At 68.5% G+C, this 22,148-nt stretch carries 16 protein-coding genes; 11 read left to right on the top strand and 5 right to left on the bottom strand.

What is annotated here, in order from left to right:
• Positions 1-35 precede the first annotated feature (35 nt).
• The 3 genes from BP68_RS04095 to BP68_RS04105 form a co-directional block, all read right to left on the bottom strand.
• Positions 36-1,763, bottom strand: coding sequence for an MFS transporter (locus BP68_RS04095; RefSeq protein ID WP_496369340.1), 1,728 nt, complete (start codon positions 1,761-1,763; stop codon positions 36-38).
• 95 nt (positions 1,764-1,858) lie between these two features.
• Entirely contained in the window at positions 1,859-3,319 is a 1,461-nt protein-coding gene (locus BP68_RS04100; protein ID WP_496369341.1) for a DUF5666 domain-containing protein, read from the bottom strand.
• Positions 3,316-4,173 (bottom strand): DUF6502 family protein, encoded by an 858-nt coding sequence (locus BP68_RS04105; protein WP_496369342.1) that lies wholly within the window; start codon positions 4,171-4,173, stop codon positions 3,316-3,318. Before BP68_RS04105 ends, BP68_RS04100 begins: the two co-directional genes overlap by 4 nt.
• Before the next feature lie 234 nt (positions 4,174-4,407).
• On the opposite strand from BP68_RS04105, the gene BP68_RS04110 reads away from it, so the two are divergent.
• Genes BP68_RS04110 through BP68_RS04135 form a run of 6 tightly spaced genes read left to right on the top strand, consistent with a single transcriptional unit; the run spans position 4,408 to position 10,895 of the window.
• Positions 4,408-4,833, top strand: coding sequence for a type IV pilin protein (locus tag BP68_RS04110; protein ID WP_496369343.1), 426 nt, complete (start codon positions 4,408-4,410; stop codon positions 4,831-4,833).
• The gene (locus BP68_RS04115) at positions 4,824-5,303 is read left to right on the top strand and encodes a GspH/FimT family pseudopilin (protein ID WP_496369344.1); all 480 of its coding nucleotides are present in this window, start codon (positions 4,824-4,826) and stop codon (positions 5,301-5,303) included. Before BP68_RS04110 ends, BP68_RS04115 begins: the two co-directional genes overlap by 10 nt.
• Positions 5,300-5,905, top strand: a complete 606-nt coding sequence (locus tag BP68_RS04120; RefSeq protein WP_496369345.1) for a type IV pilus modification PilV family protein — start codon at positions 5,300-5,302, stop codon at positions 5,903-5,905. Before BP68_RS04115 ends, BP68_RS04120 begins: the two co-directional genes overlap by 4 nt.
• Positions 5,902-6,993: a PilW family protein gene (locus tag BP68_RS04125; RefSeq protein WP_496369346.1), complete on the top strand. Its 1,092-nt coding sequence runs from the start codon at positions 5,902-5,904 to the stop codon at positions 6,991-6,993. Before BP68_RS04120 ends, BP68_RS04125 begins: the two co-directional genes overlap by 4 nt.
• Entirely contained in the window at positions 6,990-7,541 is a 552-nt protein-coding gene (locus BP68_RS04130; protein WP_496369347.1) for a pilus assembly PilX family protein, read from the top strand. The genes BP68_RS04125 and BP68_RS04130 overlap by 4 nt, the downstream gene beginning before the upstream one ends.
• Positions 7,542-7,574: 33 nt before the next feature.
• Positions 7,575-10,895 carry a pilus assembly protein gene (locus tag BP68_RS04135; protein WP_496369348.1) on the top strand — a complete coding sequence of 1,107 codons (3,321 nt, stop codon included), beginning with the start codon at positions 7,575-7,577 and terminating at the stop codon, positions 10,893-10,895.
• A gap of 204 nt (positions 10,896-11,099) precedes the next feature.
• On the opposite strand, the gene BP68_RS04140 is transcribed toward BP68_RS04135, so the two are convergent.
• Complete coding sequence (locus BP68_RS04140) at positions 11,100-11,606, bottom strand: Lrp/AsnC family transcriptional regulator (protein ID WP_496369349.1); 507 nt, start codon at positions 11,604-11,606, stop codon at positions 11,100-11,102.
• 171 nt (positions 11,607-11,777) lie between these two features.
• Between BP68_RS04140 and BP68_RS04145 the strand changes: the two genes are divergently transcribed.
• The 5 genes from BP68_RS04145 (at position 11,778) to BP68_RS04165 (ending at position 21,452) form a co-directional block, all read left to right on the top strand.
• Entirely contained in the window at positions 11,778-15,401 is a 3,624-nt protein-coding gene (locus BP68_RS04145; RefSeq protein WP_496369350.1) for an indolepyruvate ferredoxin oxidoreductase family protein, read from the top strand.
• A gap of 294 nt (positions 15,402-15,695) precedes the next feature.
• Positions 15,696-16,028 carry a preprotein translocase subunit YajC gene (yajC, locus tag BP68_RS04150; protein ID WP_496369351.1) on the top strand — a complete coding sequence of 111 codons (333 nt, stop codon included), beginning with the start codon at positions 15,696-15,698 and terminating at the stop codon, positions 16,026-16,028.
• 93 nt (positions 16,029-16,121) lie between these two features.
• On the top strand, positions 16,122-18,023 hold the full coding sequence (gene secD, locus BP68_RS04155; RefSeq protein ID WP_496369352.1) for a protein translocase subunit SecD: 1,902 nt from the start codon (positions 16,122-16,124) through the stop codon (positions 18,021-18,023).
• Between the two features lie 15 nt (positions 18,024-18,038).
• The gene (gene secF, locus BP68_RS04160) at positions 18,039-18,992 is read left to right on the top strand and encodes a protein translocase subunit SecF (protein ID WP_496369353.1); all 954 of its coding nucleotides are present in this window, start codon (positions 18,039-18,041) and stop codon (positions 18,990-18,992) included.
• A 90-nt stretch (positions 18,993-19,082) separates the two neighbouring features.
• Positions 19,083-21,452 (top strand): DUF1631 domain-containing protein, encoded by a 2,370-nt coding sequence (locus BP68_RS04165; protein ID WP_496369354.1) that lies wholly within the window; start codon positions 19,083-19,085, stop codon positions 21,450-21,452.
• Between the two features lie 110 nt (positions 21,453-21,562).
• Here the strand turns inward: BP68_RS04165 and recX are convergent, their stop codons facing one another.
• Positions 21,563-22,072: a recombination regulator RecX gene (gene recX / locus BP68_RS04170; protein WP_496369355.1), complete on the bottom strand. Its 510-nt coding sequence runs from the start codon at positions 22,070-22,072 to the stop codon at positions 21,563-21,565.
• Positions 22,073-22,148 lie beyond the last annotated feature (76 nt).

Here is a 22,148-nt window from a genome sequence, read left to right on the forward strand (position 1 = left end):
CAGTAAGCGCTAAAAGCTATCAATAAAGGAGCGGTCTACTCGCCCTCGACCACGTAGCGCGAGACCACGGGCGGCGCGTCGCCCACGTGGAAGGCGAACTTGCGGTCGCGCAGCGCCACGTCGGAGGCGGTGACGCGGTCGAAGCGCCGCAGGTGCTCGGTCCAGGACTCGTCCACCACGCGCTCCACGTAGCGGCGCGGGTCGGCGATGTCGTGCTGCAGCTCCCAGCTCAGGGCGCCGGCACGCAGGCGCGCGCGGCGGCTTTCCTGCATCACCGCGCGGAACTCCGCGGCGCGCGCGGGGTTGATGAAGTACTCGATGCTCACCACCAGGCGCAGGCCCGCGTCCGGCGTGGTCTCGGCCTGGGGCATCTTGAAGGCGGACGAGGGGCTCAGGTCTTCCTCGCTGTGGCGGTTGCTCACCAGGCGCTGCACCAGGGCCATCACGGCCACGCCAGTCACGGCGGCCAGCGCCAGGCTCATGTGCACGCTGCTCAGCGCCGCCACCTGGCCCCACAGCGCCGCGCCCGCCGCCGTGGCGCCCATGATGGCCATCTGGTAGATGGACATGCCGCGCGCCCGCACCCAGTTGGGCAGCGCCAGCTGGGCCGCCACGGTGAGCGAGTTGGCCGTGGTGATCCAGGCCGCGCCGGCGGCCACCATGGCCGGCACGGCGACATACACGTCGGGCGCGATGGCCACCACCGCCGTGGCCAGGGCCTGCAGCAGCGTGCCGCGCGCCACCAGCTGGTCCAGGGCCATCATCTGGCGCAGGCGCGGCAGGAACATGGCAGCGCTGATCGCGCCCGCGCCCATGGAGGCGAGCAGCAGCGTGAAGGTGCCCGCGCCGCCGCCCTCCAGGTCGCGCGCCACCAGCGGCAGCAGCGCCAGCAGGGCCGTGGCATGCAGGAAAAAGATGGAGATGCGCCACAGCACGGCGCGCATGCGCGGCGATTCGCGCACGAACTGCATGCCCACGCGCATGGCGCTGGTCAGGCGCTCGCGCCCCAGCGGGTTGGGCGTGGGCTGGCGCCGCCAGCGCATGATGGTGAAGCCCGCGATCAGCGACAGCACGGCGTTGAGCACGAACACCCAGGCGCTGCCCACGCTGGCGATGATGGCGCCCGCCACCAGCGGCCCGATGATGCGCGAGGCGTTCATGGCCACGCCGTTGAGCGCCAGCGCCGAGGGCAGCTGCTGGCGGTTCACCAGCTCGGGCACGATGGCCGCGAACACCGGCCAGCGCATGGCCAGGCCGATGCCGTTGGCAAAGGTCAGGGCCAGCAGCAGGTAGGCGTTGAGCCCGCCGGCCAGGATGGCCAGGCACAGCACCACGGCCACGGCCGCCACCCAGAACTGCGTGACCATGAAGTAGCGCCGCCGGTCCAGAATGTCGGCCAGCGCGCCGCTGGGCAGGCCCAGCAGGAACACGGGCAGGGTGGAGGCCGTCTGCACCAGGGCCACCAGCGCGGGCGAGTCGGTCAGCGTGGTCATGAGCCAGGCCGTGGCCACGTCGTTCATCCACATGCAGGTGTTGGCCGCCAGCCAGGTAAGCCAGAGCATGCGGAACACCGGCACCGACAGCGGTGCGAACGGCGACGGCGAGGCGCGCTGCGCCGCGCTGTGCCGTAGCTCGGCCGCGGCGGCGGCCTCGGCCGCGTCCGCGGTGGCCGAGGCGCGGGCGGTATCGGTGCCGCCGGGCGGTGCTTCGGGCGATGGAGGGGGACTCAGGAGTCCGCTGTCAGAGGTGGGTTGCGGCGGCATGTGCCTGCGATTGTGGCGGGGATGCGGTGCGCCTGCCGCCGCCGGCCGCAGTCACCCCGGGCGGACCTCAGAAATCCTGGCTGGCACGGGCGCCCTCATGGTTGCCCCGGGTTGCCGGGCTGGCCCGGGTTGGGATTGCCGCCGGGCTGGCCAGGGTTCGGGTTGCCGGGTTGCCCCGGATTGGGGTTGCCACCGGGCTGACCGGGGTCCGGGTTGCCGGGCTGGCCCGGATTGGGGTTGCCACCGGGTTGGCCGGGGTCCGGGTTGCCGGGTTGGCCCGGATTGGGGTTGCCGCCGGGTTGGCCGGGGTTCGGATTACCGGGCTGGCCCGGATTGGGATTGCCACCGGGCTGGCCGGGGTCCGGGTTGCCGGGTTGGCCCGGGTTGGGGTTGCCGCCGGGCTGGCCGGGGTTCGGGTTGCCGGGTTGGCCCGGATTGGGGTTGCCACCGGGCTGGCCGGGGTTCGGGTTGCCGGGTTGGCCCGGATTGGGGTTGCCACCGGGCTGGCCGGGTTTGGGGTTGTCGGGCTGGCCCGGTGCCGGAACGCCGGGTTCGCCGTCCGGGGCCTTCTGGCGGATGTGAATCCGCTGGGCCAGCAGCACGCCATTCGCAGACATGCGGCCCGCCACCTCCAGCTTGGCGCCATTGCCGATATCGCCGCCGGTACCCCCGGTGACCTCGGCGCCCGAGGCGTCGATGTGCGTGCCGTGCAGCGCAAACGACCGCAGCGACGTGAAGTCCGTCACCAGCCCCGAGAGCGCCGCAGGCGTTGGCGCCTCTTGCGGCGAGAGGGCGTGCGCCGGGCGCAGGCGGCCCGCCGCGAGCACCCCGCCTGCTGGCGCCTGGACCGCATGCACGTACAACGGCATGCCGTTGGCCAGCAGGCCCGCTTCCAGCCCGTCGAAGAAGGTGGCCTGTCCGTACTGGACCTGCATGGAGCCCAGCTGGAACCGGCGTGCCGCCGTGTCGAGCGCCTGCACCTTGCCCCACAGCACGGGCGGCACGGACGGCAGCGTGGTGGCCAGGACCTGCACGCGGGTGGCGCGCATCAGGCCGCCGTTCGCGGGGAGCGCATGCACCTGTACGCCGTGGCCGGGTTGCAGATCCGCCAGGTTGGCCAGCCCGTCGAACACGGTCGCGCCATCGGCGTACACCCGCACGCCCATCACGTCGAGGCGTCCCTGGGCCGCATCCACGGCGTCCACGGCGCCGCGCAGCTCCGGCACCGAGAGCACATGGGTGGCCGTGCCGGTGCTGAGCCCCGCATCCATGGTGCCGCGCACCTGCACCGTCATGCCCGGTTTCAGGTCTTGGGCGCCGCTCTTCAGGAGCGAGGCGTCCTCCACCTCCACCCGGGCCTTGCTGATGTCGAAGTGCACGCCGTTCACCACGATGCGTGTGTCGCCTTGCCCGCCGCCGAGGCTTTCCACGCTGCCGATGGCCACCGAGGACAGGGTGATGCCCGTGCCGCCCGAGCCCACGCCGTCACCGCCCCCGCAGGCGGTCAGCGCCAGAGCCAGCGCCGCGGTCGTCCACGCGTATATCCCTGTTGTCATGGTTTCTCCCTGCCGGTGGCATCGCCGGGGCTTGCGGTGGAGGCGGCGTCTGGCGGCTCGTCCTCATGGTAGACATAGATACCCACGCGGATGCGCGCCGTGCCTTGCCCGGCCGCCTCGGTATGTGCCTGGGTCATTTTTCGTACCAGCCGGTAATGCACCGACTCCCAGTGCTGGCGTGCCAGCTGGTGAATGCGTTCGCATTCCTGCCCCGTCAGGCCGGAGGCATAGACCGATCGCTCCAGCATGCGGGGCTGTTGCCCCAGCGTGTTGCTCACGGCCGCCATCAGGTGGTCGCGCACATTGTCGCCCGTGAAGGCCAGCATGTCCCGCAGGCTGCCGGCCGGGACAAAGCCGTCGCTGGCCAGCTCCACGTCGCCTTCGGCATCCCCGGCTAGCACCGTCACCAGGCCCAGGCGCTGCAGCTCTTCGAGCAGGGTCCGGTGGTGCACGTTGCCCCGCGTGGCCAGCCGGGCCACCAGCTCGAACGAAGGCCCATCGCCGGGGTCCGCAATGGGCAGGCGGCGCCGGTCCGGCTCATCGGCGGCCAGCTGCAGCCAGGCGGTGAACGCCTTGGCGGCCGCGGAGCCTTCGGTGGCTGGCAGAGGGTCGCGCTCCTGCCGCACCCTGGCGGTCACGTCCTTGCGATTGAGCCCCGTGGTGATGGAGATCTGGCTCAGATTGGGGCGGGCAACGCCCTGGTCGCGCCAGAGGTTGCGCGCCTCGTCCAGCAGCAGGTCCCGCAGGATTTCTTCCAGCTGCGCATGCTTGAGCCCCATGGCCAGCGCCAGCCGCACTGCCGGGCGAAGGATTCGCACCAGCGCAGACTGGGTCCAGGTCAGGCGATCTTGCATGGGCGGGAGTGTGTGGTAGGGCTGGTGTGTTGTGTCACCGCTGGCGGATCAGCAAGGCGGCGCAGGTCGCGAGTGTGCCACCCGCTGTGTCACTTTGCCGCCCGAGTTTCCATCAGGTCGGAGCTTTTTTACCGTTCGTCGGCGATGGGCGACCGTTCGTCGCCGGGCATTCTCCGTGCTTTCGTTTGAATGTGATATTTTCACATTCATACAAATCCACCAGGCGCGATGTCTATGAAAACACCGGTGCGGCGAGAAGGGGGCTTCACGCTGATCGAATTGATGATCACCGTGGCGATCATCGGCATCCTTGCGGCCATCGCCTATCCGTCCTATGCGGCTTACGTCGCCCGGACCAACCGCGCGGCAGCCAAGGCGTTCCTGCTGGAGGTCAGTGGCCGGCAGCAGCGCTACCTGCTGGATGCCCGCAGCTACGCGGCCGACCTGACGGCGCTGCAGATGAGCGCCCCTGCCGAAGTCAGCAGGAACTACACCATCACCACCGCGCCCAAGGCGGGCGCCACCCCGCCGGGATTTACCGCCACGGCCACCCCTACGGCTGGGCAGGCCGCGCGCGATGCCGGTTGCGGCACGCTGGGCATTGACGAGGCCGGCACCAAGACGGCTTCCGGCGCGGATGGAGCCACCAAATGCTGGTAGCACCCGCCTGGCCGCGCTCCCGCGGCTTCACCCTGATCGAGCTGATGACCACCATCAGCATCCTGGCCATCCTGACCATGGCCGCGATGCCCAGCTTCCGGGAGTTCGTGGCGAATCAGCGGGTGCGCAATGCATCGTTCGACCTCATGGCGGCGCTCACGCTGGCGCGCAGCCAGGCCATCACCCAGAACGGCCCCGTGAGCCTGCGCAAGAGCGGCGATGACTGGAACACCGGGTGGACGGTCACCGACGGCACGAATGTCTTCGGTCGCCAGGAGTCGCTGTCGAGCCTCAGCATCACCAACACGGGGGGCGTCACCGCCGTGACGTACGAGCGAGACGGCCGCCTCTCCAGCGCGAACACCAAGTTCACCATCAAGCCCATGGTGGACATGGGCGGCGTCACTTACCGCTGCGTCACGCTCGATCTCAGCGGCAAGCCCACCAGCACGCAGGGAGGCTGCTCATGAACGGCATGTCCCGGCCGCGCCAGCAAGGCGCGACACTGATCGAAATCCTGGTCACCCTGGTCATCCTGATGTTCGGACTGCTGGGGCTCATGGGCGTCAGCAGCCGCGCGCACATGGCGGAGCTGGAGTCCTTCCAGCGCATCCAGGCGCTGCAACTGGTCCAGGACATGGCCAACCGGCTGAACGCCAACCGCAAGGTGGCGGCCTGCTACTCCAACGAGGCGGTGGGCGTCACGCTGGGGGCGGGCGCCGCTGCCGTGCCCGCCTGTGCGCTGGGTACGGCGCAGCAGCAGGCCCAGGCCACGGCCGACCTGAATGCCTGGGACGGTCTTCTCAAGGGGCAGGCCGAGGTGCTCAAGTCGGGCGACAAGGTGGGGGCCATGATGGGCGCCGTAGGCTGCATCACGCAAGAGGCCGCACCGCCCAACACCTATCTCATCGCCGTGGCCTGGCAGGGCATGGCCCGCACGGTGGCGCCCAAGCTGGAAGACGGCAGTGTCTTTCCCTGCGGTCAAGGGAACTTCGGCGACGACAGGCTGCACCGCGTGATCACCACCAAGGTGCAGATTGGCGCCTTGGCCAGCGGAGCACCAGCGCCATGACGCCGAACCGTTCCCTGGCGCGCGCCATGCGCCCCACGTTCTCCGCGCATCGCATGCAGGGCTTCACGCTCGTCGAGCTGATGGTGGCGATGGCGCTGGGTCTGCTGCTGCTGGCCGCCCTCATTGCATTGGTCGTCTCCACGGTCACCAATCGCAGCGAGCTGGACCGGAGCGCGCGCCAGATTGAAAACGGCCGCTATGCGCTGCAGGTGCTGGGTGAAGACATCGAGTCCGCTGGCTTCGTGGGCACGACGGGCGTGCAGTCATGGACACGCCATGCGCCGGTGGCTTGCCCGGCCAGCGTGGCCGATCTCGGCTATGTCTCCGGCGCCACGCCCCAGCTGCCGCTGGCCGTGCAGGCGCTGACCACAACGCCTGCCTGCCTGAGTGGCAGCCATGTCAAGAGCGGCGCCGGCATGCTGCTGGTCACGCGGGCTTCCTCGGTCTCCATGGCGCTGGCCGGTGCCGACGCGCAGGAGGCATATCTGCAGGTCTCCACCTTCGGGGGGGATGCCGCGGATTTCCCGGCGCGCGTGCCCTTCACGGTGGCCCACGGCGGCAGCGAGGATTTCGAGCTGCGCAACAAGCAAGGCAACCCCGCACCGCTGCGCAAGGCCATGCAGCGCATCTATTTCGTCAGCACCTGCAACGAGTGCGGCAAGGATCAGATTCCCACCCTGAAGGTGGCCGAGTACATCGAGGGCGGCATGGTCGTCAGGCCGCTGGTTGACGGCATAGACGATCTGCGCTTCGATTTCGGCATCGATACGGACGGCAATGGCTCGCCCGACTGCTACGTGAGCGATCCCTCCAGCCCGGATGCCGCGCAAATCAGCCCCAGCGCCTGCATTCCGCCCACGCCCGCGTACGACTGGACGAACGCGGACAGGAACTGGACCAACGCCATGGCCGTGCGCATCCACGTGCTGGCGCGCAATACCGAGGCCAGCGGGGGCTGGAAGGACGACCGCACCTATGGCCTGGGCTTGTCCGCGGCTGCCGGCCCGTTCAACGACGGCTACAAGCGCCATGTCTACAGCACCGTCGTCCGTCTCAACAACCCGTCCGGCCTCAGAGAGCTGCCATGAAGCGCGTCACACACATTCAGCGCCAGGCCCGCACGCAGCGCGGCGCCACCTTGCTGGTGGCCATGATCTTTCTGGTCGTGCTGACGCTCATCGTCGTCTCGTCCATGCGGGCGACCAACGTCAACACCCGCGTGGTCGGCAACATGCAGACGCAGAAAGAGGCGGAGGCCGCGGCGCAGATGGCCATCGAGGACGCGATCAGCGGCGACTTCACGAAGGCGCCGAAGACCAACGTCGTGGACGTGGATGTCAACAACAGCGGGCAGAGCGGCTCCACCTACAAGGTGGCCGTCACGCCGACCTGCATCGCCAAGCAGCCCATCAGGACCGTGGAGCTGGATGTCGCGAGCGCGGCCGACCAGCCCTGTTTCGCCAGCGGAGCCGCACAGAACACCGGCATCGCCAGCGGGGTCCCATCGGGCAATTCGCTGTGCACCAACGCGATGTGGAATCTGGAAGGCGTGACGACACCGCCGAACTCCACCCAGCCCGCCGCCACCATCAACCAGGGTGTCGCCCAGCGGGTGGACCCGGGCGCCAATTGCTGAGCCGCCTGGCCTTGTTTTGAGGAGATGAGTTCCATGAACACTCGCCGACCATCCAGCCCCTTGCAGCGCACCGCCTGCGCCCTGATGGCCCTTGCCGGGCTTGCGGGCTTTGTGCGGGCGGAAGACATCGATCTCTATGGCAGCCCGTCGGGCGGGGGGAGTTCCAACCTCGTCATCGTGCTCGACAACGCGGGGGCTGCCAATGGCAACACCAACGTCAAGTGCCCGACTTTCGAGCCGGCAGGGCCGTTCCAGCCGATCGATGGCAAGAAGAATTTCGGCTATGAAGTCTGCGGCCTCTATGGTGGGCTGGTGGGCCTGGAGAAGCTGCTGGCCGCCCGGAAGAGCGTTGACCCCACGGTCACCCAGCTGCCGCTGAACCTGGGGCTCATGTACTTCCCCCGCAGCTCGGGCAGCCTGAAGAATGGCGGCGAGTTCGTGCTGCCGGCAGTGCGTGCCGGACTCAGCCAGGCCGATCTGATCCCCCTGGACAGCAGCGGCATCAACAGGTTCAAGGACCGGGTCACCACGCTGAGTACGGGTGCGGATCAAAGCAACAACAACCAGTTCAACCAGACGCTGCAGGAAAGCTTTGCGTTCTACAACGGGCTGCATGGCCTGTCGGGGACGCAGTACGGCAATCCCCCGGACGCCGCGGCCTGCACCAAGAACTTCGTCGTCTACATCACCCTGGCCACCAACAACCAGAAGCCACAGGACGATGGCAATGTGGGAAGGGATGCCCTCAGAACCCTGACGGGCTCGTTCACAGAGCTCACCCTGCCGTCCTACACCCAGCCCCACGCTCCCAAGGCCACCGCCAAGGTCAATGGCAACTACCAGTCGGACCCTTCCGACGAATGGTCGAAGTTCATGGCCGTCGCCAAGGTGGGTGACAAGCAGTACAACCCGGTCACGGCCTACACCATCATCCTGTACGACGGCAGCAACCCGGAGTACGAGCAGTTGATGGCCAACGTGTCGACCCAAAGCGGCACCAAGGTCTACTACGTGCCCCTGGACAAGCCCGACGGGCTGGCCGCGGCCTTCGGCGAAATCGCCCGCCAGGTCATGGCCGTCAACAGCGTGTTCGCCGCCCCCGTGCTGCCGGTGAGCGCCAACAGCCAGGGCACCTATGCCAACCAGGTCTTCATGGGCATGTTCCGTCCCGATGGCGGGGGGCTGCCGCGCTGGATGGGCAACCTCAAGCAGTACCAGTTCGGCCTGGACGAGACGGACAAGAACAACCCCGTCCTGTACCTGGGCGGAGCCCAGTACCAGGGGGGGCAGCCCAAGGCCGTGCTGAGCTCTGCGGGCACGGGCTTCATCGACCCGAGTGCCGTGAGCTTCTGGACGGGCAAGAACACCAGCGCGCTGCCGGACAAACCGGTGTCCCCCAGCAAGGAGGGCGGATTCTGGCTCAACGCGGTGGCCCGGCAAGGCGGTGTGGATGGATATGACCTGGCCGATGGGCACATCGTCGAAAAGGGGGGCGCGGGCCAGCAGATTCGCCTGGCAGCGCTGACGAACGTCAGCAAGCGCAACGTCTACACCTGCGTGGGCGCGGGCTGTGCCGCCAATGGGGCTCTGAGCGGCATGAAGTTCGAGGCCGCCAACGCGTCCATCACTAGCAGCGCCTTGGGCACGGCCGCCGCAGACGCCACGGCGCGCGCCAACCTCATCAACTGGGTGCGCGGCGAAGACGTGGCCGTGACCAGGCCGGGCTCCGGGGCCGGGCCGGAGATGAGTGTCCCGCCAGACGCCAGCATCATCGTGCGCGGCTCCGTGCACGGCGACGTGCTGCACTCGCGCCCCGCCGTGCTCAACTACAAGGACGTGGGCACCGTGGTGTTCTACGGCGCCAACGATGGCATGTTCCGCGCGGTGAACGGCAACCAGCCCAACAACCGCAGCGACAACACCAAACCCCTGGGCAACTGCAAGCTGTCCGCCACCTGCGCCATCGCCACCAAGGATGCCAGCGGCGCCAGCATCGATGTGATGCCCGGCGGCGAGCTGTGGAGCTTCGTGCCCGAGGAGTTCTACGGGGGCCTCAAGCGCATCTACGACAACACGGTGTCGCTCACCATGGGCGAGGCGGCCAGCGCCACGCGCCAGCCCAAGACCTACTTCTTCGATGGCTCGCCGGGCGTGTACCAGAACGGCGACAAGGCCTACCTGTTCCTGTCCGCACGGCGCGGCGGCCGCCTGCTGTATGCGCTGGACGTGAGCGATCCGGCCAAGCCCAAGTTCATGTGGAAGATCAACGAGAGCACCTCGGGCTTCGGCGAACTCGGCCAGACCTGGTCCCAGCCCAAGGTGGCCACGGTGAAGGGGCATAGCGGCCCGGTGCTGATCTTCGGTGCGGGCTACGACACCAACCAGGACAACGATTCGCCCGCGGCGGAGGACAGCATGGGCCGGGGGATCTTCGTCGTCGATGCCGCCACGGGCGCACTGCTGTGGCGCGCCGGCCCCGGGGGCGGCGCCAACCGGTGCACGGGCAATCCCTGCCGGCTCTCGGCCATGACGCACTCCATTCCCGGTGACATCACCCTGGTGGACCGCGACTTCGACGGCAAGATCGACCGCCTCTATGCCGGCGACACCGGGGGCAATCTGTGGCGCGTGGATCTGCAGCCGGACGGCACGGGCGCCATCAGCACCTGGCAGGCCTACCAGCTGGCCGCGCTGGGCGGCTCGGGTTCGCCCAAGCGCAAGTTCTTCTTCCCGCCCGATGTCGTCGTGACCAAGAACTTCGACGCCGTCGTGGCCGTGTCGGGCGACCGTGAGCACCCGCTGCCTGCCAGCGCGTCCAACAGCGTGGTGAATCGCTTCTACATGATCAAGGACACGCAGATCGGCGTCGATGGCAGCGAATGGGAGGTGGTGCGCGACAGCTCCACCCCTGACACGCTGTTCAACGCCACCACGGCCGAGTACGACGGCACCCAGAAGGGCTTCTACATCACGCTGCCCGGCGCGGGCGAGAAGGGGGTGAATGCGCCCACCACCTTCGGCGGCACGGTGTTCTTCGGCACCAACCGGCCGGTGCGCAGCACCACGCTCACCTGCCAGCCCAATCTGGGCGAGGCGCGCGGCTACTCGGTGAACTTCCTCACTGGCGAGAGGACCACCAAGGTTTTCGATGGCGGCGGCCTGCCGCCCTCGCCGGTGGCGGGCATCGTCGAGATCGAAAGGGGCGACGGCAGCACAAGCAGCCAGCCCTTCGTCATCGGCGGCGGTGGCGGCCAGGGCGGCGACGGCAAGTCGGCCCTGGGCGCCGAGCGGCCGAACATCGGGATCAAGAAGAACATGCGCCGGACCTACTGGAATCGCGTGAAGGACCGGTAGGCGCGCGGCGCTCGCCGGCCATGGGCGGGGCCGCCTGGTCCGCCCGCGGCACGGTATCGCACGAGGCAAAGCCGCCCGCTTGTTGCGGGCGGCTTTTTTCATGGGCCGCAGGGCGGGGCGCTTTGCGGCATGAATTCAAGGCCAAATAGGCCTGTAGCGCTTATGCAGTAAGCGCAAATAGCTATCAAATAAACAGCAATCGGGTTATGGCGCGGCGCTGCGGGCCGTGGCCCGTTCGGGCTTCAGATGGGCCAGGGGCAGCGCGCCGCCGGCCTTGACCTCGCCCAGCGAGAAGCTGGTGTGCATGTCCTTCACGTTGGGCAGGTTCAGCAGCACCGTGCGCGCGAACTGCGAGAAGCTGTCCAGGTCGCGCGCCACCACCTGCAGCTCGAAGGTGCCGGTGCCGCTGATGTAGTGGCAGGACACGACCTCTGGAATCTTGGCGATGGCCTGCTCCATCGCCAGCGTCAGGTCGCCGGTGCTGCGCTCGGCGTCCAGGCGCACGAAGGCCAGCACGCCCAGGCCGACCTTGTGGCGGTCGATCTCGGCGTGGTAGCCCAGGATGAAGCCGGCCTCTTCCAGCGCGCGCACGCGGCGCCAGCAGGGTGCGGCCGACAGGCCCACCCGCTGGGCCAGCTCGGCGTTGGTCAGGCGCGCCTCCTGCTGCAGCTCGCGCAGGATGGCAATGTCGTATCTGTCGAGGTTTTCCATTTTTCGATTCTTTTCAGAAAGAATCTTTCTCGCATCAGGGTAAACACGGCAAACAACGCAAACACATATCGGTGTTGCGCGCATACACTGCGCACCCTGGGCGGGTCCACAGGCACCGCCCCCGGAGCCGCGCCCAAGAGGCGGCGGATAAGACACCCACGGAGACAAGACATGAATGCCCCGCTGCCCGAGCACGTTCGCCGCGCGCTCGAAACCGTCACCCTCGAAGACAAGTACGCCCTGGACCACGGCCGGGCATTCATGAGCGGCGTGCAGGCCCTGGTGCGCCTGCCCATGCTGCAGCGCCAGCGCGATGCGCGCGCGGGGCTGAACACCGCGGGCTTCATCAGCGGCTACCGCGGCTCGCCGCTGGGCGGCTACGACCAGGCCCTGGGGAGCGCGCGCAAGCACCTGTCCGAGAACCACATCGTCTTCCAGCCCGGCGTGAACGAGGAACTGGCCGCCACCGCCGTGTGGGGCACGCAGCAGCTCGACATCTATCCCGAATCCAAGAAGTACGACGGCGTCTTCGGCATCTGGTACGGCAAGGGGCCGGGCGTGGACCGCTGCTCGGACGTGTTCAAGCACGCCAACATGGCCGGCACGGCCGCGCATGGCGGCGTGATCGCCGTGGCCGGCGACGACCACATCAGCAAGAGCAGCACGGCCGCGCACCAGAGCGACCACATCTTCAAGGCCTGCGGCCTGCCGGTGTTCTTCCCGAGCAGCGTGCAGGACATCCTGGACATGGGCCTGCACGCCTTCGCCATGAGCCGCTTTTCGGGCCTGTGGTCGGGCCTCAAGACCATCCAGGAGGTGGTGGAGTCCTCCAGCAGTATCTCGGTGGACCCGGACCGCGTGAACATCGTCCTGCCCGAGGACTTCGTGATGCCGCCCGGCGGCCTGCACATCCGCTGGCCCGACGCGCCCCTGGAGCAGGAGGCGCGCCTGATGGACTACAAGTGGTACGCCGCGCTGGCCTATGTGCGCGCCAACAAGCTCAACTACAACGTGGTCGCCACGCCGCGCGACCGCTTCGGCATCATCGCCAGCGGCAAGGCCTACAACGACATGCGCCAGGCGCTCATCGACCTGGGCCTGGACGACGACAAGTGCCGCAGCCTGGGCATCCGCGTGCACAAGGTCAACGTGGTCTGGCCGCTGGAGGCCACCATCACGCGCGACTTCGCCCAGGGGCTGCAGGAAATCATGGTGGTGGAGGAAAAGCGCCAGGTCATCGAATACCAGGTCAAGGAAGAGCTCTACAACTGGCGCGCCGACGTGCGCCCCAACGTGCTGGGCAAGTTCGACGAGATCGAGGGCGACAACTCGGGCGGCGAATGGAGCATGCCCAACCCCAGCCAGAACTGGCTGCTGCGCCCCAAGGCCGACCTGACGCCGGCCATCATCGCGCGCGCCATCGCCAAGCGCCTGAAGAAGCTGGGCGTGCCCGAGGACGTGGCGGCGCGCATGGATGCGCACATCGCCATCCTCGACGCGCGCGAGCGCAGCATGGCCGAGCAGAAGGTGGACACGGGCGACCGCATGCCCTGGTTCTGCAGCGGCTGCCCGCACAACACCAGCACCCGCGTGCCCGAGGGGTCGCGCGCCGTGGCCGGCATCGGCTGCCACTACATGGTCAACTGGATGCCCGACCGCCAGACCAGCACCTTCACGCAGATGGGCGGCGAGGGCGTGACCTGGGTGGGGCAGGCGCCGTTCACCAAGGACAAGCATGTGTTCGCCAACCTGGGCGACGGCACCTACTTCCACAGCGGCCTGCTGGCCATCCGCCAGAGCATCGCCTCGGGCGCCAACATCACCTACAAGATCCTCTACAACGACGCCGTGGCCATGACCGGCGGCCAGCAGGTCGGCGAGCGGCCCGAGGGCCATTCGGTGGCGCAGATCGCGCACAGCCTGCGCGCCGAGGGCGTGGTCAGGCTCGTGGTGGTGACCGACGAGCCCGAGAAATACCACGGCCGCACGCACAGCCTGGACGCCAACCCGGCCCGCGCCAAGCACCAGGAGCTGCTGAACGACCTGCCGCCGGGCATCGAGGTGTTCCACCGCGATGAGCTGGACCGCATCCAGCGCGAGTTCCGCGAGATGGCCGGCTGCACGGCCATCATCTACGACCAGACCTGCGCCACCGAGAAGCGCCGCCGCAGGAAGCGCGGCACCATGGCCGCGCCGACCAAGACGGTGCTCATCAACGAGCTGGTGTGCGAGGGCTGCGGCGACTGCTCGGTGCAGTCCAACTGCCTGTCGGTGGAGCCGGTCGAGACCGACTTCGGCCGCAAGCGCCGCATCAATCAGAGCACCTGCAACAAGGACTATTCCTGCCTGAAGGGCTTCTGCCCGAGCTTCGTCACCATCGAGGGCGGCCAGCTCAAGAAGCCCAAGAAGGAGAAGAAGGGCGACCTGGCAAGCCTGCCGGCCATCCCCGAGCCGGTGCTGCCGGTGGCGGAAGAGGCCTGGGGCATCGTCGTGGCCGGCGTGGGCGGCACGGGTGTGATCACCATCGGCTCGCTGCTGGGCATGGCCGCGCACCTGGAGGGCAAGGGCGTGATCACCCAGGACGCGGCGGGTCTGGCGCAAAAGGGCGGCTCCACCTGGAGCCACGTGCAGATCGCCAACCGGCCCGAGGCCATCCACACCACCAAGGTGGACACGGCCAAGGCCGACCTGGTGATAGGCTGCGACCCCATCGTCGCCGCCAACAAGGCCACGCTGGCCGCCATGCAGCCGGGCCGCACCTTCGTAGCGCTCAACACGCATGGCACGCCGGCCGCGGCCTTCGTCGGCAACCCGGACTGGCAGTTCCCGGCCGAGGGCTGCGAGGCCGCCATCGCCGCGGCCGTGGGTCGCGAGCTGCTGGGTGTGTTCGACGCGGAGCAGGTGGCCACCCAACTGCTGGGCGACAGCATCTACACCAACCCGCTGATCCTGGGCTACGCTTGGCAGAAGGGCCGCGTGCCGCTGTCGCACGCCGCGCTGATGCGCGCCATGGAACTCAACGGCGTGCAGGTCGCGAACAACCAGGCCGCGTTCGAGTGGGGCCGCCGCTGCGCCCACAACCTGGCCGAGGTGCAGGCGCTGTTCCAGGCCGCGCAGGTGATCCAGTTCGTGAAGAAGCCGGGGCTGGCCGAGATGGTGGCCAAGCGCGTGGACTTCCTGACCGGCTACCAGAACGCGGCCTATGCCGCCCAGTACCAGGCGTTCGTCGAGAAGGTCCAGGCCGCCGAGGGCGCGCTGGGCCAGGGCACGCGCCTGTCGGAGGCCGTGGCGCGCTACCTGTTCAAGCTGATGGCCTACAAGGACGAGTACGAGGTGGCCCGCCTGCACACCGATCCGGCCTTCACGGCCCGCGTCGAGGGCATGTTCGAGGGCGACTGGCGCATCGTGCACCACCTGGCGCCCCCGCTGCTGGCCCAGCACAATGACAAGGGCGAGCTGCTCAAGCAAAGCTACGGCCCCTGGATGCGCAAGGCCTTCGGCGTGCTGGCCCGCATGAAGGGCCTGCGCGGCACGGCGCTGGACATCTTCGGCCGCACCGAAGAGCGCAAGACCGAACGCGCGCTGATCCAGGAGTACCGCACCTGCATCGACGAGCTGCTGGCCGGCCTGACGGCCGAGAGGCTGGCGCTGGCGGTGGAGATCGCGCGCATCCCCGAGGACATCCGCGGCTATGGCCATGTGAAGGAGCGCCACCTGCAGGCCGCGCGCAAGAAGTGGTTCGCCCTCATGGACCGCTGGCACGGTCCGGCCGACGCCCAGCGCCGCATGGCCTGAGCCCGGCGTCCGCACCGCCGCCGGCAGGCGGTGGGTGCGGTTCGCTATATTTTAAATAGCTATCAGCGCTTATTGGGTGGGTGTTGATGGCTGTTTTTATATGGAATCCCGGAGGGGCGGCCGTGTGCCGCCCCATCGCCAAGCCCCGATGCGCCGCAGGCTTTGCCACCCGGCCGCCGCGGCACGACGAATACAATGCCCTGTTGCCTTCGAGGCGGGTCCGCGTGTGCGCATGGGTATGGGCGCGGCGGGCTTTCCTGACCGATCACCCCCATTGAAGTGGAGTTCCTCCAAGTGTTTATCTCTTCCGCCTTTGCCCAGACCGCCCCTGCCGCCGCCGCCGAGGGCGGCCTGATGGGCTCGCTCACCGGCATGCTGCCGCTGGTGCTGATGTTCGTGGTGCTGTACTTCATCATGATCCGCCCCCAGATGAAGCGCCAGAAGGAGCACCGCGCCATGATCGACGCCCTGGCCAAGGGCGACGAGGTGGCCACGGCCGGCGGCCTGCTGGGCAAGGTCACCGGCATGTCCGAGGGCTATCTGCAGCTGGAGATTGCCGCCGGCGTGCAGGTGCAGGTGCAGCGCAGCGCCGTGGCGCAGGTGCTGCCCAAGGGCACGGTCAAGTAAGCCGGTCCACCCACTGGTAGGCCTGCAGGCCTTGTTAATGGGGCAGGGACGCATGGTGCGGCCGCTGCCCCGCATGTATTGAAGAGCGCGATCATGAACCGTTATCCGGTCTGGAAGTACGCGATCCTGGTGATCGTGTTGCTCATTGGGGCCCTGTACACCCTGCCCAACTTCTTCGGCGAGGCGCCTGCCGTGCAGGTGTCGTCCGCCAAGGCCACGATCAAGGTCGATGCCGCGGTGCAGCAGCGCGTCGAGGAAGTGCTCAAGTCGGCCGGCGTGAGCCCGGATTCGGTGGTGTTCGACGGCAATTCGGTGCGCGCGCGCTTCGACACGCCGGACAACCAACTCAAGGCCAAGGACGCGATCGAGAAGGCGCTCATCACCGATCCGTCCGACCCCACCTACATCGTCGCGCTCAACCTCGTGTCGCGTTCGCCCGACTGGCTCACGGCGCTGCACGCGCGTCCCATGTACCTGGGCCTGGACCTGCGCGGCGGCGTGCACTTCATGCTGCAGGTGGACATGCAGGCGGCCCTCACGAAGAAGGCCGAGTCGTATGCGGGCGACCTGCGCACCTCGCTGCGCGAGAAGAACATCCGCCACGGCGGCATCAGCCGCGACGGGCAGGCCGTGGACATCCGCGTGCGCGACGAGGCCACGCTCACGGCAGTGCGCAACCTGATCGCCGACCAGTTCCAGGACCTGGCGGCCACCACCAGCCCCGACGGCGACGGCATGCGCCTGCGCGCCACGATCAAGCCCGAGGCGCTGCGCAAGGTGCAGGAGCAGGCGCTCAAGCAGAACATCGTCACGCTGCACAACCGCATCAACGAGCTGGGCGTGGCCGAGCCCGTGATCCAGCAGCAGGGCCTGGACCGCATCGTCGTGCAACTGCCCGGCGTGCAGGACACGGCCAAGGCCAAGGACATCCTGGGCCGCACCGCCACGCTGGAGGTGCGCATGGTGGACGAGGGCACCGAGGCCCGCGCGGCCGAGATGGGCACGGGCCCCGTGCCCTTCGGCGCCGAGAAATACCTGGACCGCAATGGCCAGGCGGTGATCGTCAAGAAGCAGGTGGTGCTGACGGGCGAGAACCTGACCGACGCCCAGCCCGGCTTCGACAGCCAGACCCAGGAGCCCACCGTCAACCTGACGCTGGACGCCAAGGGCTCGCGCATCTTCAAGGACATCACGCGCGAGAACGTGGGCAAGCGCATGGCCATCGTGCTGTTCGAGAAGGGCAAGGGCGAGGTGGTGACCGCACCCGTGATCCGCTCCGAGATCGGCGGCGGCCGCGTGCAGATCTCCGGCCGCATGACAACCACCGAGGCCAACGACACGGCCCTGCTGCTGCGCGCCGGTTCGCTGGCCGCGCCCATGGAGATCATCGAGGAATACACCATCGGCCCCAGCCTGGGTGCCGACAACATCGACCGCGGCATCGACTCCGTGGTCTGGGGCATGGTCGCCATCGCGGTCTTCATGTGCGTGTACTACATGCTGTTCGGCGTGTTCTCCACGATCGCGCTGGGCGTGAACGTGCTGCTGCTGATCGCCATCCTGTCCATGCTGCAGGCCACGCTGACCCTGCCCGGCATCGCCGCCATGGCGCTGGCGCTGGGCGTGGCAATCGACTCCAACGTGCTGATCAACGAGCGCATCCGCGAGGAACTGCGCGCCGGCATCGCGCCGCAGACGGCCATCCACACGGGCTACGAGCGCGCCTGGGCGACGATCCTGGACTCCAACGTGACCACGCTGATCGCGGGTCTGGCGCTGCTGGCCTTCGGCACCGGCCCGGTGCGCGGCTTCGCGGTGGTGCACTGCATCGGCATTTTGACCAGCATGTTCTCTGCGGTGTTCGTTTCGCGCGGCCTGGTCAACCTCTGGTATGGCCGCCAGAAGAAGCTCAAGAGCGTGTCCATCGGCCAGGTGTGGAAGCCCGAGGACATGACCGAGGTGCGCTCCGTGGCCACCCGCGGCAACAGCAACTGACCCGAGGGGAAGACCATGGAATTTTTCCGGATCAAAAAAGACATCCCATTCATGAAATACGCGTTGGTGCTCAACGCGATTTCCTTCATCACCTTCGCCCTGGCGGTCTTCTTCCTGGTCACGCGCGGCCTGCACCTGTCGGTGGAGTTCACCGGCGGCACCGTCATGGAGGTGGCCTACACGCAGACGGCCGACACGGCCAAGGTGCGCGAAACGGTGGCGGGGCTGGGCTACTCCGACGTGGTGGTGCAGAACTTCGGCACCTCGCGCGACGTGATGATCCGCCTGCCGGTGCAAAAGGGCGTGACGTCCGCGCAGCAGAGCGAGAAGGTGCTGGCCGCGCTCAAGAGCCAGGACCCCGAGGTCACGCTGCGGCGCACCGAGTTCGTCGGCCCCCAGGTGGGCGAGGAGCTGGTGCACGGCGGCCTGATGGCGCTGGGCATGGTGGTGCTGGGCATCGTGATCTACCTGGCCTTCCGCTTCGAGTGGAAGTTCGGCGTGGCGGCCGTGATCGCCAACCTGCACGACGTGGTCATCATCCTGGGCTTCTTCGCGTTCTTCCAGTGGGAGTTCTCGCTGTCGGTGCTGGCTGGCGTGCTGGCCGTGCTGGGCTATTCGGTGAACGAGTCGGTGGTGATCTTCGACCGTATCCGCGAGGCCTTCCGCAAGTTCCGCAAGATGAGCACGCACGAGGTGATCGACCACGCCATCACCTCCACCATGAGCCGCACCATCATCACCCACGCCTCGACCGAGGCCATGGTGCTGGCCATGTTCTTCTTCGGCGGCCCCAGCCTGCACTACTTCGCGCTGGCGCTGACCATCGGCATCCTGTTCGGCATCTACTCCTCGGTCTTCGTGGCCGCGGCCATCGCCATGTGGCTGGGCGTCAAGCGCGAGGATCTGGTCAAGACCTCCGCGCGCAAGGAGGGCGACCCCGGCGATCCCAACTCCGGCGCCGTGGTCTGAGTCTTGCGGGCCACCCCTGCCATGCGGCCGGTGCTGTGCGGGAAACGGGGTATAGGGATTGGCCCCCGCTGAGGCTAATATCGAGGTCCTATGGATTTCTCTCCCGCCCCCACTGCCCACCGGCGCCTGGCCCATCTGGCCCGCCAACGCTTTGTGGACGGGCTGTGCGCGGGGCTGCCGGCCCTGGACAGAAAGGTCCATGACTTCCTGACCGAGCTCATGGGCCAGACGGCCACGCAGCGCGACATGCAGCTGCGCCGCGATGCCTGGATGAGCTACCAGGCGCACCACAAGGCCTGGGTGGAGCACCTGGGCCGCGGCTGGCGCGAGAGCCTGGCGCCGGCGCCCACCACCTCGCGCGGCGCGCTGGCCCCGGCGTCCGGCAGTTTGGAGCTGCTCGGCGACGACGTGGTCGAGAACAAGATATTCGCCTCGCGCATGGCGCTCACCGTGACCGAGCATGTGGGCGGCCCCTTCGATGCGGCGCGCCAGCGCACCCAGTACCTGGAGGGCCAGGAGCTCGGCAGCCGCGACATCCTGCGCCCCGAGAGCCTGTGCCTGCAGCTCGTGGAGCAATGGCTGGCGGCCGGCCTCAAGCGCGAGGAGCTGCAGCTCGTGCTCGATCCGCTGCAGCGCGAGCTGGCGGCGCTGGCGCTGCCGGCGTACCAGGCGCTGGTGAAGCTGTACGACGAGCAGGGCGTGGCGGCCACGGACGACCTGCGCGCGCGCGTACGCCGCCCAGCTCCGGGCAGCGGCCCCGGCGCGCTGGGGCCGAGCACCGCCAGCCCGGCGGTCGCGCCTGCCTCGGGGCCGGCGGGGCTGGCTTCTCAGGCGCTGCAGCAGTCGCGCGCATCGCTGGTGCGCGAGACCGAATTCATGGCCACCCGCGCCGCGGGCGCTGCTTCCATGCATGTGCCTCTGCCGGGCGGCGTGCGGCCGCTGCCCATGGCCGGCATGGGCAACCCGCTGGTGCGTGCGCGCCAACGCGCCCAGGGCGTGATGGTGCAGCTGCGGCGCCTGCTGACCCAGCCCACCACGGGCTACGACATGGCCAAGGCGCCGCCCGCATCCGCGGCGCTGGTGCATGCCCTGGCGGCCCAGCGCGTGCAGGCCGACAGCTATTACAGCGGCATGGCCACCCTGGTGGAGGACTACAGCCCGCAGGCGGTGGTGCAGGTCGCCAGCGTGGTGCGCGAGCGTTCGGCCGAGTTCAAGAAAAAGGCCGCCACGGCCAGTGAGAAGGCCATCATTGAGGTGGTGGCGCTGATGTTCCAGAGCATCCTGAGCGAGGACCGCATCCCGCCCGCGGTGCGCGTGTGGTTCGCGCGCCTGCAGGTGCCCGTGCTGCGCGTGGCGCTGGCCGAGCCCGAATTCTTCAGCAACCTGACCCACCCCGCGCGCCAGCTCATCGACCGCATGGGCGCCTGCGTGCTGGGCTTCGATGCCAGCTCCATCAACGGCAGCGCGCTGGAGGCCGAGATCCGCCGCATCGTGCAGGTGATCGAGCAGTACCCCGAGACCGGGCGGCGCGTGTTCGAGCTGGTGCTGGGCGAGTTCGAGAGCTTCCTCGCCAAGTTCCTGACCGAGAAGCAGGGCACCTCGCGCATCGTCAGCGTGGCCCAGCAGGTCGAGCAGCGCGAGACGCTGGCGATCCAGTACACGATCGAGCTGCGCACCATGCTCAAGGACATGCCGGTGCGCGACGAGATCCGCGAGTTCCTGTTCAAGACCTGGGCCGAGGTGCTGGCCATCTCGGCCGTGCGCGACGGCCCGCAGCACGCCGACACCACCGCCTACAAGCGCGCCGCGGCCGACCTGGTGTGGGCGGCCAGCGCCAAGCCCAACCGCGCCGACCGCGCCCAGGTCATCCAGCACCTGCCGGCGCTGCTGCAGGGCCTGCGCCAGGGGCTGGCGCTGATCGGCGTGACGGGCGCGGAGCAGGATGCGCAGATCAAGCTGCTGACCGACACGCTGGCCGACGCCTTCCTGTCCAAGACGGCCACGATCCCGCAGGCCCACATCGACGCCATGGCCAAGCGGCTGGCCAACCTCGAGGACTACATCGGCGACGCGACGCTGGGCGACATGCCGCTGAGCGCGGACAACATCGAGATGCTGCTGGGCATCGACGCCTCGTCCATCCACGTCATCGCCGACAACGGCGCGCCGGTGCAGGACGAGATGGTGGCCTGGGCGCAGCAGCTGCAGCTGGGCACCTGGTTCACGCTGGACCACAACGGCGCCTCGGCCCAGGTGCAGTACGCCTGGCACAGCCAGCACAAGCAGCTGCACCTGTTCGCGGCCATGGACGGCAGCAGCTACCTCCTGCAGCTGCGGCGCCTGGGCGCCTATCTGCAGGCCGGGCTGCTCGTGGCGCAGGAGGAAGAAGGCCTCACGCTGCGCGCCACGCGCGATGCGCTGGCCAAGCTCGACGCCAATCCCGAGCGCCTGCTCGGCTGAGGCCGCCGCCGTGGCCGGCGGTTGCTATTGAAATGGAAGCTGTTGGCGCTTGATGGGCGGGCGTTGGAGCCGCTTTTCACCTGGATGGCGCCGGTGCGGGAGTGGCAAGATCAGTCGCCGCCGTCCTCGCCGGTGCCGTCCCAGCCGTCCCCGCCATCGTCCGCCTCCAGCGTGCCTGCGGCCTGCACCACGCGGCGCACCACATCGCCGGCAAAGCCGCGTGCGGCCAGAAAGCGCATCTGGCGCGCGCGCTCCTGCGGCGTGGCGGCGACCGGCCGGCCGCCAAAGCGCTGGCGCCACACGGCCTGGGCGCGTTCCAGCTCGGTGCCGGCCAGCCGCGCGCCGGCGGCGCGCACCAGGTCTTCGTCGAGGCCCTTGCGGCGCAGCTCCTGCAGCACGCGCTGGGTTCCCAGGCGCGCGGCGCGACGGTGCACCACGGACTCGGCCACGCGCTCGGCGTTGATGAAGTCCTTGGCCTGCAGCTCGTCGAGCAGCGCGGCCAGGTCCTCGCCCTCCTGTACATGGCGCGCCAGCTTGGCCTGCAGCTCGTTGCGCGAATGCTCGCGCTGGGCCAGCAGGCGCAGCGCGCGGGCCTTGAGGGAGGGCGTGGCAAATCCCATGGTTGCTCTAATAAAAATAGCTGCCAGCGCTTGTCTCACAAGCGCTGGAGGCGGTTTTCATCGCAAATCCAGCGGG

Source organism: Diaphorobacter oryzae DSM 22780, assembly GCF_059568935.1.

Coding starts and splice junctions, on each gene's coding strand:
- BP68_RS04115 (WP_496369344.1), top strand. CDS start 4,824: ATGCTGGTAGCACCCGCCTGGCCGCGCTCCCGCGGCTTCACCCTGATC.
- secF (WP_496369353.1), top strand. CDS start 18,039: ATGGAATTTTTCCGGATCAAAAAAGACATCCCATTCATGAAATACGCG.
- BP68_RS04140 (WP_496369349.1), bottom strand. CDS start 11,606: ATGGAAAACCTCGACAGATACGACATTGCCATCCTGCGCGAGCTGCAG.
- BP68_RS04125 (WP_496369346.1), top strand. CDS start 5,902: ATGACGCCGAACCGTTCCCTGGCGCGCGCCATGCGCCCCACGTTCTCC.
- BP68_RS04145 (WP_496369350.1), top strand. CDS start 11,778: ATGAATGCCCCGCTGCCCGAGCACGTTCGCCGCGCGCTCGAAACCGTC.
- BP68_RS04100 (WP_496369341.1), bottom strand. CDS start 3,319: ATGACAACAGGGATATACGCGTGGACGACCGCGGCGCTGGCTCTGGCG.
- BP68_RS04095 (WP_496369340.1), bottom strand. CDS start 1,763: ATGCCGCCGCAACCCACCTCTGACAGCGGACTCCTGAGTCCCCCTCCA.
- recX (WP_496369355.1), bottom strand. CDS start 22,072: ATGGGATTTGCCACGCCCTCCCTCAAGGCCCGCGCGCTGCGCCTGCTG.
- BP68_RS04130 (WP_496369347.1), top strand. CDS start 6,990: ATGAAGCGCGTCACACACATTCAGCGCCAGGCCCGCACGCAGCGCGGC.
- BP68_RS04135 (WP_496369348.1), top strand. CDS start 7,575: ATGAACACTCGCCGACCATCCAGCCCCTTGCAGCGCACCGCCTGCGCC.
- BP68_RS04165 (WP_496369354.1), top strand. CDS start 19,083: ATGGATTTCTCTCCCGCCCCCACTGCCCACCGGCGCCTGGCCCATCTG.
- BP68_RS04120 (WP_496369345.1), top strand. CDS start 5,300: ATGAACGGCATGTCCCGGCCGCGCCAGCAAGGCGCGACACTGATCGAA.
- BP68_RS04105 (WP_496369342.1), bottom strand. CDS start 4,173: ATGCAAGATCGCCTGACCTGGACCCAGTCTGCGCTGGTGCGAATCCTT.
- secD (WP_496369352.1), top strand. CDS start 16,122: ATGAACCGTTATCCGGTCTGGAAGTACGCGATCCTGGTGATCGTGTTG.
- BP68_RS04110 (WP_496369343.1), top strand. CDS start 4,408: ATGAAAACACCGGTGCGGCGAGAAGGGGGCTTCACGCTGATCGAATTG.